This is a genomic window from Paracoccus versutus (assembly GCF_000763885.1).
GTDB lineage: Bacteria > Pseudomonadota > Alphaproteobacteria > Rhodobacterales > Rhodobacteraceae > Paracoccus > Paracoccus versutus.
Map to the genome: position 1 here is coordinate 55,568 of NZ_JRKO01000031.1, position 11,513 is coordinate 67,080.

An 11,513-nucleotide genomic window follows, 5' to 3' on the forward strand; every position below is an offset into this window, starting at 1 on the left:
GGCGATCACCGCCATGTCCCACAGGAAAACGCCCGCCGACAAGCGGTTTTGCGCAAGGCGATGCGGGGCGGACGACGCAGGCATGAAAAGCGGGCATGAAAAAAGGCCGCCCCGGCGGGGCGACCTCTGGCGGGGCGGACGGGGCCGCGGGACCGTCAGGCGGACAGAAAATCCTCGATCACCTGCTCAAAGCTGGCGGCAAAGCTGCCGCCCGCCGGGCGGCCGAACAGCGCCGCGCGCATCACCGTGCCATGCAGCCTCTGGCCGATGGCGACGGTTGCGTATTCCACGCCCGGAATGCCCGGCACGCTGAAGGTCGCGATGCTTCCCCCCCGCGTATAGGCACGCACCATCTGCGCCGCATTGTCGATCTCGATCCCCACCACGAAGGCCTCGGGCGTGGCGGGCGCCCCCCCGAGATTGACCACGCGCGAGGTTTCCCCGTCGTGGTAATAGGCCTGCAGCTTGCCCTTGTTGCTGGTGATCGAGACGGGGCCGCCGGCGGGATTGGTCGCGAAAAGCTGCGCCACCCCGGAGTTGTGATGCTCGATCGCCAGGCGCAGGACGATGAACATCCCGCCGATGCCGCTGGTCGAGATCCCCGAAGCCTGCAGGAAGCCGCCGCCGTCGAAGCGGATGCCCGCGGGCGTCATGGCAATGGCCTGCTCCGAGCCGACCCGCGCCAGATCCCAGCCGCCATTGCCGCCGTTCACCAGCCCCGAGACGGCATCGGCCGTGCCGGAAAACGCGGAACCGGCGTGGAAATACCCCGCCGCCCGCGCGTAATCCAGGCCCGGCGCCCCCGGTTCGGCGACCGTCAGCAGCGCCGGGGCGGCGACGGCCGTGCCCGAGGCATTGCTCCAGTTGACCGCCAGCGCATATTCGCCGGGCTCGGACAGTTCCATGCTCAGATGGTCCGGGTCAACCTGGTCGCGAATCGAGCTGTCGCCCAGCGTCAGATCCCATGCCGCGGCCGGCGGCGGCGCGCCCTCGGCCGCGCCCAGGTCCAGGGTGATGCTGTCGCCCAGCCCAGCCCTTTCGGGCAGCAGCGCGGGCTGGCGGGTGATCATCGGGGCCACCGCGGGCTCGGGGGGTTGCGCCCCGATCAGCACGGCGCCGCTCGCGTCCAGCAAGGCCGCCGGCTCGCCGCCCAGATAGATCTGCTGCACCCCCTGGAACAGGCTGCCCTCGATGGTGCCATGGATCACCGGCGGCGCGTCCCGCCCGTCCAGGACCAGCAGGTCGTTTGGGCGGCGCTGGCTTTCGGGCAGGGCGAGGTAGCGGTCATGGTCCGAAACCGTGATCAGCCGCGCCACATTGCCCTCGCGCGCGGCCCGCAGGTTCTGCGCGCTGGTCCGCTCCAGTTCGCCCAGCGTCGTCTCCAGCGCCGAGGCCAGGAACAGCGATTTCACCTCGAACACCTTGGCGACATAGTGGTTGTAGCCCTCGATGGTCCAGGTCGTGCCCGCCCGCTCGCCCTCGCCGTTCACGATCAGATCCAGCGACCAGCCGCCCTGCGCATCCGTCGTCGCCTCGACCTTCTGCGTCACCACCCGCAGCCCGCCGTCGAATATGTCCGAGCCCTGAAGCGTCGCGACGATCTTGCCCGCCGCGATCGGCGCAAGCGTCGCGTCCATCAGAACGCCCCTGACTGTGGCTTTGTTCGGCATCTCACCCTCTCCTCATCCGAATGGCGCCGCATTATCGGGGAGGGGAAAAGCCGTTGCGCCAAGGCCGGCTGCAACGGCCGCTGTCAGGGGATCAGGCCGGCAAAACGGGCCGGCCGCAGGGCGGAAACGCAAAAACCCCAGAGAAATCAGCGCAATGCGTCGATTTCTCTGGGGTTTCTGGTGCCGGTGAAGGGACTCGAACCCCCGACCCCATCATTACGAATGACGTGCTCTACCAGCTGAGCTACACCGGCCTCTCATGTGCCGCGCCGGATAGCAGGTTCCGGCGCGGGCGAAAAGGGGGGATCAGCGATTTTTCCCCGCAATCTTCACTTCTTCCCGGTCGATCGGCTCGACATCGGGGCGCACGGGCAGCAGATCGCCCTCGCCGCCAGGCACCGGCCGGGGCGCCGGCTGGGGTGCTGCGGGCGCGGCCACCACCGGCTCGGGGTCGGTGACGGTCATCGCCGGCTCGGACCCGGCCACGGCCGGAGAGACGCGGCGATAATCCGATTCGCGCGGCACCATGCCGGGCGAGACATCGGCGATCTCGACCGGACCCGCGTCCTCGTCCGGCTTGCGCGGCTCGGGCTGCGAACCCACCGTGCCGGAGGTGGAGGCAGGGGGCGCGGCCGGCGTGGCCACCCCGGTCGCCCCCTCGCCATGCGCGGTGCCGACCAGCAGCGGCAGCATCTCGACCCCGTTCGAAGCGGTGGCGCCCCAGGCGGGGGTGTCCGGCTCGCGCCAGGTCAGCGTGTCGAAGCCGCCGCAGCTGTCGCAGGTCGGCGACCAGTCCGCCATGACGTTGTGGCATTTGTCGCAGACCCATTGCGGGCCGCGGCTGGCGACCAGCGCCCGCGCCAGGATGCCGCGCACCACCGCGTCGTCCGAGCCCTCGCCCCGCTCGACGGCGGCCAGGATCGACAGCGAGCGCACCGTCGGATGCTTCTCGGCCAGGTCGCCGAGCGCGCGGCGGGCGCCGGGGAAATCCTCGGCCGCCAGCAGCAGCTCGGCGCGCAGCAGCCGGGTTTCCTCGTGCTCGGGGTTCTGCCGCATCAGATCCTCGAAGCGGCGCAGCCGCGCGGCCGGCTTTTCGTCCGGCACGATCTCGGCATAGGTCGCGGCGACCGAAGGATGCGGGCGCACGCTCCAGGTCTTTTGCAGCACCCGGCTGGCGTTGCGGGGATCGTTCTGCGCGATGTAGCTGCGCGCGGCCAGAACGGCGGCCGGGATCAGGTCGGGGCTGGCGCGGTTGGCGGAAATCGCCGCCTCGCGGGCGCTGATGGAATTGCCATGCGCCAGCACCTCGGAAGCCTCCTTCAACGCCAGGACCGCGTCGCGGCGGACATGCACGTCCTTGGGCAGCTGGCCCTGCTGGCGCTTGTCCTTGAGCACGGCGCGCGCACCCTTCCAGTCGCCCTCGCGGGTCTGCAATTGCAGCAGCGTGTCCTGCAACTCGGTATGCTTGGGCTTCAGCGCATAGGCTTTCTCGGCCAGCTTCAAGGCGGTGGCGGTGTCGCCTTCGTCCAATTTCTGCCGCATCAGCCCGCGGATGCCGACAAAGCGCGTCCGCTCGTCCGAGAGCAGGCGGCGATACACCTCGGCGGCCTTGCGGCGGTCGCCCGCGACCTCGGCGGCCTGCGCGGCCAGAAGGTCGGTGACATGCGGCTTGTCGAGAAGCTTGGCCGCCTTCGCGGCCTTGTCCTGGGCCAGCCTGCCCTCGCCCGAGGCGACGGCCAGCATGCCCTCGGACAGCGCGTCGTAGCCCTTGCGCTCGCGCGAGCGGGCGAAATAGCGGTTGATCGCCGTCTCGTCGCCCAGAAGGAAGCGCATGAAGGCCAGAAGCAGCCCCAGCAGGCGCACGGTGATCCAGCCCAGCAGCACGACGACCAGCGCCGCGATGACAAGCTGCACCGGCCCCAGCGTGTATTCGGTGCCGCCATAGACCATGCTCAGGCCCTGGCCGGTTTCCGAAAGCTGCATCGCGCCCAGCGTCAGCACCAGCACGATGGCGAAGAAGATCAGGATTTTCAGTGCCGAAAGCAGCATGGCGCGCCCCTTACATGCTGCCCGCGGCCAGGGCGGCCAGCGCGGCATTGGCTTCGACCCAGGCCTGGGCCGCGGCAGTCCAGCCGGCCATCGCCGCCTGGCCGGATTGCGGCAGGGCGGCGATTTCGGCCAGCGCGCCCTTGATGTCGCCGGCATTCACCGCGGCATCGGCACGCGACAGGATGGCGTCGGGATCGCTGCCCTCGCGCGGCTCGACCGAGCGGGCGCCGGTCTGCACGCGCAGGAAGTTCCCGATGGCCCCCAGCGCGCCGTCCTGCGGCGCCTCCTGGCGGGCGGCGGCCAGCGCCTCGCGCGCGGCGGCGGGAAAGCCGCTGCGCAGCTGGGCCAGCGTCGGAACCTCGCCGGTCAGCGCGGCCGGCGGCTCGACCCCGGCGGCGCGCAGATCGGCCAGCGCCTGGTCGCGGGCGCCCCCGGTCTCGATCGCGGCTTGCAGCGCGGCGGCGGCGGTGGCGGCCTGGGCGCGGCGGTTTGCCGCCTCGGCCGTCTCCTGCAATGCGGATGCCTGCGCCTGGGCGGCGGCGATGCGCTTTTCGGCCTCGTCCGCCGCGGCGGCGATGCGGGCTTGCAGCGCCTCGGCCTGTGCGGCCAGTTCCTGGACCTGCCCGGTCGCCGCCTGCGCGTCAGGGCGCGCGGCCAGCGCGTCGATGCGGCCTTGCTGCGCCGCCAGCCGCGCGGTCAGCTCGTTCAGCACCTGCTGCAGCCCGTCGCTGTTCTCGCCCGAGACCACGGGCGCCACCACGGGCCGCGCGGCCAGATCGGCCACGGCCTTTTCCAGCGCGGCCAGCTTTTCCTGCTGCGCCTGCAACGCCTCGGCGTCGCCGCCCTGCGCCTCGGTATCGGCCAGGGCCTGCCGCGCCGCATCCGCACCCGCCTCCGAGGCGCGGTTGGCAAAGGCCTCGGCCTGGGTCTGGATCTCTTCGCGCGCCGCCTCGACGGCAGCCTCGCGGGCGGCGGCGATCTGCGCCTCGGTCGGGGCGAGATCGGCGCCCAGCGGCTGCCAGGCCGGCGGCAGATGCGGGATCGCCCACCAGGCCGCGGCGGCACCCAGGCCGGCGGCGACGACGCCGCCCAGGAAGGTCGGCATGAAGCCGGCCTTGCGCACCTCGACCACGCGGGTCTCGACCTTGGCCGGCTGGGGCTGCGCGGGCGCGGCCTCGGGTTTGGCGACGGGCGGCACGCCGCCCTGCTTCACCTCGGCGGCGGGCTGGGAGGGGGCGGGCTTCGATTCGACCGCCGTCTTGCCGGCATCGCGCTTGGGCGCGGCGGCTTCAGGGCCGGTGCCGGTGCCGACCAGCCTTGATTCGACCTGCGGCTTGGGCTCGGGCCGTGCCGCCGGGGCGCCCTCACCGGCGCTGACCGGGCGGCTGTCGATGACCGAGCCGGAAACCGCCTTCTTCTTGCCGTCTTTTCCGGGGCTTGCCTTGTTCTCGCTGGAATTGGTTTCTGGCTTCTTCACAATTCTTCCCCGTTCCCTTTCGCATCGCGGCCCGGCTGCCACGGGGCAAGATCCGCCCCTTCCGCCCGCAATCATGATTGGCTCCCGCAGGCAGTCTAGTCGGCGGTGCGTGGCGCCTCAACCCGCCCTCATATGGATTGTTCCGTGGCCAGCAAGCGCTCGACGGCGCAAAGCACCCCTTCGGCATCCGGGGTGGGCGCCGGCACGCTGCGCGCAGCCGGGCCCTGCCAGGCCTGCTGCGCCGCGGCGCTGATTGGCGCCAGCCACAGGGGCGCGCGCGCACCCGCCGCCTGGCCGGACAAAAGCCGCGCCGAGCGGGGCGAGAACAGCGGCAGGATCACCGGCCTGGCCCCCGCCAGCGCCGCCAGCGCCGCCGCGTTCAGCGGTTCGGGCAATTGGTCATAGACCACCATGTCCGGCACCGGCAGTTCCTTGGCGACATGGGCGCCATGCGGATGCAGCCAGCCCTGCCCCAGCCCCTTGAGCAGCGGCAGCATCCGCGCCGCGTCGCCGGGGCCCTCGGTCACGTCGAAGCCCGCCGCCCGCGCCGCCTCGGCCGTGGCCGGGCCGACGCAGATCGCCGGCCGCCCGCGCCCCGCCCCCGCCGCCGGCACGGCATTGACCGAGGTAAAGACCAGCCCCCGCGCCGCCGCCAGCCGCGCGGCATCATGCGCGACCGGCCGGATGCGCAGCACGGGCGAGATCAGCACCTCAAGCCCCAGATGCGCCAGACCTGCGGCAAATCGCCGCGAGGCCGGCTCGGGCCGGGTCAGAAGCAGGATGGGCGCGGGGTTCGGCGGCATGGCAATCGGCCTGACAAGATGCTACTCCCCCCTTGCCTAGGCCCTTGGCGGCGCGGGAACAAGGATGAGCATGGGACTGACCTTTCTGGGCATCGAAAGCAGCTGCGACGACAGCGCCGCGGCGGTGGTGCGCGACGACCGCAGCATCCTGGCCTCGGTCGTGGCCGGCCAGGCGGCGCTGCATGCCGATTTCGGCGGCGTGGTGCCGGAAATCGCCGCCCGCGCCCATGCCGAGAAGCTGGATCTTTGCGTCGAGGAGGCGCTGGCCCAGGCCGGGCTGCGGCTGTCCGACGTGGACGGGATCGCCGTCACCGCCGGGCCGGGGCTGATCGGCGGCGTGCTGTCGGGCGTCATGCTGGCCAAGGGGCTGGCGGCGGGCAGCGGGCTGCCGCTGGTCGGCGTCAACCACCTGGCCGGCCATGCGCTGACGCCGCGGCTGACCGACGGCATTCCCTTTCCCTATCTGATGCTGCTGGTCTCGGGCGGGCATTGCCAGTTCTTGCGCGTGGAGGGCCCGGCGGATTTCACCCGGCTCGGCGGCACCATCGACGACGCGCCGGGCGAGGCTTTCGACAAGGTGGCAAAGCTTCTAGGCCTGCCGCAGCCCGGCGGTCCCGCGGTCGAGGCGGCGGCGCGCGCGGGCGATCCGCGCCGCTTTGCCCTGCCCCGGCCGCTGCTGGACCGGCCGGGCTGCGACCTCAGCTTTTCCGGGCTCAAGACCGCCGTGCTGCGCCAGCGTGACGCGCTGGTGGCGGCGCAAGGGGGCTTGCACGAACAGGACCGCGCCGATCTTTGCGCCGGCTTCCAGGCGGCGGTGGCCGAGGTGCTGGCCGAAAAGACCCGCCGCGCCCTGGCGCTGGCCCCCGCCCCGGTGCTGGCGGTGGCCGGCGGCGTCGCGGCCAACGAATCCCTGCGCGCAGCCTTGCAGCGGGTCGCGGCCGAGGCCGGCGCGACCTTCCTGGCGCCGCCGCTGCGGCTTTGCACCGACAATGCCGCGATGATCGCCTGGGCCGGGATCGAGGCCTACCAGGCCGGCCGGCGCGACGGGATGGAGCTGGCCGCGCGCCCGCGCTGGCCGCTGGACCAGGGCGCCGCGCCGATGCTGGGCGCCGGCAAGCGGGGGGCCAAGGCATGAGCGTGGCGATCATCGGCGCGGGCGCCTTCGGCACGGCGCTGGCGGTTTCGCTGGCCAGCAAGGGCCCAGTCACGCTGTGGGGGCGCGACATCGGCTGGGCCGAGGCGCGCGAGAACCCGCGCCTGCCCGGCGTGACCCTGCCGCCGGCGCTGCACGTCACCGACCGGCTGGACGAGATCGCGGCCGAGACCGTGCTGCTGGCCCTGCCGGCGCAGGTGCTGGGCGGGTTCCTGGCCGAGCATGGCGCACGCTTCGACCGCCGCAACCTGGTCAGCTGCGCCAAGGGCATCGACCTGGCCACGCTGACCGGCCCCTCGGCGCTGATCGCCGCCGCCTGTCCGCAGGCGCGGGTGGCGGTGCTGACCGGCCCCAGCTTTGCCGCCGACATCGCCCGCGGCCTGCCCACGGCGCTGACGCTCGCCTGCGCCGATGCCGGCACGGCCGAGGCGCTGCAACGCCGGCTCTCGACCGCCACGCTGCGGCTTTACCGCACCACCGACGTCACCGGGGCGGAGCTAGGCGGGGCGCTGAAGAACATCATCGCCATCGCCGCCGGCGCCGCCATCGGCGCGGGCTATGGCGACAGCGCGCGCGCCAGCATCGTGACGCGCGGCTTTGCCGAGATGCTGCGCCTGGCCACCGCGCTCGGCGCCCGGCCCGAGACGCTGCCGGGCCTGTCGGGCCTGGGCGACCTGGTGCTGACCTGCACCTCGGAACAATCGCGCAACTTCCGCTATGGGCTGGCGCTGGGGACGGGGCGCGACTTCGCCGCCGGCACCACGGTCGAGGGCGCCGCCACCGCCCGCGCCGTCACCCGGCTGGCCGAAAGGCTGGGGATCGAGATGCCGATCTCGAATCTGGTCGCGGGGCTTGCCCAAGGCAGCATCGCCATGGAACATGCGCTGGATTTTCTGCTCAACCGCCCGCTCAAGGAGGAATGATGCCCCTTTTCGCCGTCATCTGCCGCGACCATCCCGGCAAGCTGCAAACCCGTCTCGACACTCGCGAAAGCCACCTGGCCTTCCTGGATGCGCAGCCCGGCGTCAAGCTGGCCGGCCCCCTGATCGAGAACGGCCAGCCCTGCGGCTCGCTGCTGGTGGTCGAGGGCGACGGCTTGACAGAGGTCAAGGAATGGACGGCGCAGGATCCCTACAACGCGGCCGGACTGTTCGCCTCGGTCGAGGTGATCGAGTGGAAGAAGGTAATCGGCTGATGGCGCATTGGCTGTTCAAATCCGAGCCGGACGTCTTCAGCTTCGACGACCTGATCGCCAGGGGCGAGACGGGCGAGCAATGGGACGGCGTGCGCAACTACCAGGCCCGCAACAACATGCGTGCCATGAAGAAGGGCGAGCGCGGCTTCTTCTATCACTCGAACATCGGCAAGGAGATCGTCGGCATCTGCGAGGTGGTGGCCGAGGCGCATCCCGACACGACCGCCGCCGACCCGAAATGGGAATGCGTCGATGTCCGCGCCGTCGCCCGCATCAAGCGCCCGATCTCGCTGGACGAGGCCAAGGCCGAGCCGCGGCTGAAGGACATGGTGCTGGTCAATAATTCGCGCCTCTCGGTGCAGCCGGTCTCGGATGCGGAATGGGAGATCATTCTGGAGCTGGCCGGCGGCAGCGAGCCGCTGTGAACGCGCCATCAGGCAGCCATCCGGCCACCCAGGGAGGACATATGGCACGCGGACCCAAACCCATCGTGGATCGGCCGACGACGAAACGCATCGGCGCGCTGCGGGCGCTCTGGCCCTTCCTGCACCCCTATCGCGGGCTGCTGGCCGCGGCGCTGGTCGCGCTGGCGGTGACGGCGGCGATCAGCCTGGTCCTGCCGCTGGCGGTGCGTCGGGTGGTGGACGGGTTCGACGCCGGCGCACATCTGCTGGACCAGTATTTCGGCGCGGCGCTGGCCATCGTGGCGCTGCTCGCGCTGGGGACGGGGATGCGCTACTACCTCGTCACCCGGCTGGGCGAGCGGGTGGTGGCCGACATCCGCAAGGCCGTGTTCAGCCGCGTCATCGCCATGAGCCCGGCCTTCTACGAGCGCGTGCTGACCGGCGAGATCATCAGCCGCATCACCACCGACACCACGCTGATCCAGTCGGTGATCGGCTCTTCCGTCTCGATCGCGCTGCGCAATTTCCTGATCCTGGTCGGCGGCATGGTGATGCTGGTCTGGACCTCGGCCAAGCTGTCGGGGCTGGTGCTGCTGCTGGTGCCGCTGGTCGTGGTGCCCATCGTCGTGCTGGGCCGGCGGCTGCGCAAGCTGTCGCGCGAGAACCAGGACTGGATCGCGCTGTCCTCGGGCGCGGCCTCGGAAAGCCTGCTTTCGGCGCAGACCGTGCAGGCCTTCACGCAAGAGGGGCCGACGCGGGCGCGCTTCGACGACGTGACCGAGCGGTCCTATGATTCGGCGCTGAACCGGGTCAGGACGCGAACGGTGATGACGGTGATCGTCATCTTCCTGATCTTCTCGGGCGTGCTGGGGGTGCTGTGGATCGGCGCCCGCGACGTGCGGCTGGAGATCATGACCGTGGGCGAGCTGGTGCAGTTCGTCATCTACGCCGTGCTGGTCGCCGGCGCCGTGGGCGCACTGTCCGAGATCTGGGGCGAATTGCAGCGCGCCGCCGGCGCGACCGAGCGGCTGACGGAACTGCTGTCCGCGCAGGACATGCTGGCCGATCCGCCCCAGCCCCTGGCCCTGCCCCGGCCGGTCAGGGGGGCGATCCGGCTTGACGACGTGACCTTCCACTATCCCTCGCGCCCCGACCGCTCGGCGCTGGAGGGGGTCACGCTGGACATCCGCCCCGGCGAGACGGTGGCGCTGGTCGGGCCTTCGGGCGCCGGCAAGACCACGGTGATCCAGCTGCTGCTACGCTTCTGGGACCCCGATTCCGGGGCGGTGCGCATCGACGGCATCGACCTGCGCGACATGGCGCGGGGCGATTTCCGCCAGGCCATCGCGCTGGTGCCGCAGGATCCGGTCATCTTTGCCGCCACCGCGCGCGAGAACATCCGCTTCGGCCGGCCCGATGCCTCGGATGCCGAGGTCGAGGCCGCCGCCCGCGCCGCCCATGCCGACGAGTTCCTGAACCTGCTGCCCGAAGGCTATGACAGTTTCGTCGGCGAGCGCGGCGTGATGCTGTCGGGCGGGCAGAAGCAGCGCATCGCCATCGCCCGCGCCATCCTGCGCGACGCGCCGATCCTGCTTCTGGACGAGGCGACCTCGGCGCTGGACGCCGAATCCGAGCGGCTGGTGCAGCATGCGGTAGACGAGCTGGCGCGCACCCGCACCACGATCATCATCGCGCACCGGCTGGCCACGGTAAAGAAGGCCGACCGCATCGTCGTCTTCGACCATGGCCGCATCGTGGCCCAGGGCCGGCACGAGGAACTGGTGGCGCAGGGCGGCCTCTACGCCCGGCTGGCGCGGCTGCAATTCACCGAAGGCGCCATGGAAGCGGCGGAAGGCGTCGCCTGACGGGCGGCGGGCGCGAGCAGGAATCGCGGCCCGGCCCCGACTGCGGGCCGCCCTGAACAGGCAACGGACGACGCGACCCCGCCCCGGCAGGTGCCTCGGGGACGCAGGACGCCGCGAAGGGCCTCAGCGTGCCGGTGCTCAGCGCGGCGCGCTATAGACCGCTGCCCAGAAGACGGTCTTGCCATCCGCCCCCAGCGCCTTGCCGATGCCGTAATGGCGGGTCTGCGGGATCAGGATATTGGCCAGGTGCCCGCTGGAACGCGCCCATTCCACCAGCACGCGGTCCTGTCCCCAGGGGCCGGCGGCGATGTTCTCGGCCGCGATGCTGGGGCGGTAGCCTTCCTTCTTTAGCCGCTGCATCGGCCCCTTGGTCTTGCTGCCCTGATGCGACATCACCCCGCGCTTGGCCATGTCGCAGGCATGGCGCGCCGCGGCCTCGGCCAGGTCGCGGTTCGATCGCAGCGGCGCCAGGCCGCGCGCCTGGCGCGTGGCATTGGTGGCGCGGACCGCTGCCTCATTTTCGCGCATCGAGGTCTGGAAGCAGGTGACGGTTCCCGGACGGGCCGCATCCCCCGCAACGGACTTCGTCGAGATTCGCACCCCGTCCTCGGCCAGGGCGGGCAGCGCCACCAGGCCAAGAAAAGACGCCAAGATCAGTGATTTGCAGGATTTGTTCAACTTCTCTATCCCCTAAGACCTGCGAAAATTAGGGATCGGGCGGGCATTCCTCAACCTCCGATTGCTGAAATTTGTCTGGAACCGCCGCTTTCGGCGAATCGTTGCCGCCCCAGACACCGCCTGAAAGGAGAGATCATGGCTATCTGGGATTTCGTGAAGGACGCCGGCAAATCGCTTTTCGGATCCGAGGCCGAGGCGCAGGAAGCACCCGCCCAGGCC

At 71.2% G+C, this 11,513-nt stretch carries 10 protein-coding genes and 1 tRNA gene; 5 read left to right on the top strand and 6 right to left on the bottom strand.

The annotated features are described in order from the left end of the window. Nucleotides 1-155 precede the first annotated feature (155 nt). The 5 genes from IT40_RS30095 to IT40_RS15025 form a co-directional block, all read right to left on the bottom strand. Entirely contained in the window at nt 156-1,637 is a 1,482-nt protein-coding gene (locus IT40_RS30095; RefSeq protein WP_243700164.1) for a hypothetical protein, read from the bottom strand. A gap of 211 nt (nt 1,638-1,848) precedes the next feature. Further along, nucleotides 1,849-1,924: transfer RNA gene (locus IT40_RS15010), tRNA-Thr, on the bottom strand. A gap of 52 nt (nt 1,925-1,976) precedes the next feature. Further along, entirely contained in the window at nt 1,977-3,719 is a 1,743-nt protein-coding gene (locus IT40_RS15015) for a heme biosynthesis protein HemY (RefSeq protein WP_036756746.1), read from the bottom strand. 10 nt (nt 3,720-3,729) lie between these two features. After that, nucleotides 3,730-5,196, bottom strand: a complete 1,467-nt coding sequence (locus tag IT40_RS15020) for a COG4223 family protein (protein ID WP_036756749.1) — start codon at nt 5,194-5,196, stop codon at nt 3,730-3,732. 128 nt (nt 5,197-5,324) lie between these two features. Then, the gene (locus IT40_RS15025) at nt 5,325-5,999 is read right to left on the bottom strand and encodes a uroporphyrinogen-III synthase (RefSeq protein WP_036756754.1); all 675 of its coding nucleotides are present in this window, start codon (nt 5,997-5,999) and stop codon (nt 5,325-5,327) included. Nucleotides 6,000-6,063: 64 nt separating this feature from the next. Here IT40_RS15025 and tsaD point away from each other — a divergent pair, with 64 nt between their 5' ends. The 5 genes from tsaD to IT40_RS15050 are packed head-to-tail and all read left to right on the top strand — an operon-like array spanning nt 6,064 to nt 10,616. Next, nucleotides 6,064-7,134, top strand: a complete 1,071-nt coding sequence (gene tsaD, locus IT40_RS15030) for a tRNA (adenosine(37)-N6)-threonylcarbamoyltransferase complex transferase subunit TsaD (protein ID WP_036756756.1) — start codon at nt 6,064-6,066, stop codon at nt 7,132-7,134. Then, nucleotides 7,131-8,075: an NAD(P)H-dependent glycerol-3-phosphate dehydrogenase gene (locus IT40_RS15035; protein WP_036756759.1), complete on the top strand. Its 945-nt coding sequence runs from the start codon at nt 7,131-7,133 to the stop codon at nt 8,073-8,075. The genes tsaD and IT40_RS15035 overlap by 4 nt, the downstream gene beginning before the upstream one ends. After that, a complete protein-coding gene (locus IT40_RS15040) occupies nt 8,075-8,347 on the top strand; it encodes a YciI family protein (RefSeq protein ID WP_036756789.1) in 273 nt (90 codons plus the stop codon). The genes IT40_RS15035 and IT40_RS15040 overlap by 1 nt, the downstream gene beginning before the upstream one ends. Then, a complete protein-coding gene (locus tag IT40_RS15045) occupies nt 8,347-8,772 on the top strand; it encodes an EVE domain-containing protein (RefSeq protein WP_036756762.1) in 426 nt (141 codons plus the stop codon). The genes IT40_RS15040 and IT40_RS15045 overlap by 1 nt, the downstream gene beginning before the upstream one ends. 41 nt (nt 8,773-8,813) lie before the next feature. Further along, complete coding sequence (locus tag IT40_RS15050) at nt 8,814-10,616, top strand: ABC transporter transmembrane domain-containing protein (protein ID WP_036756765.1); 1,803 nt, start codon at nt 8,814-8,816, stop codon at nt 10,614-10,616. Nucleotides 10,617-10,754: 138 nt separating this feature from the next. Here IT40_RS15050 and IT40_RS15055 read toward each other — a convergent pair whose 3' ends face one another. Next, on the bottom strand, nt 10,755-11,267 hold the full coding sequence (locus IT40_RS15055; RefSeq protein ID WP_243700163.1) for a CAP domain-containing protein: 513 nt from the start codon (nt 11,265-11,267) through the stop codon (nt 10,755-10,757). Nucleotides 11,268-11,513 lie beyond the last annotated feature (246 nt).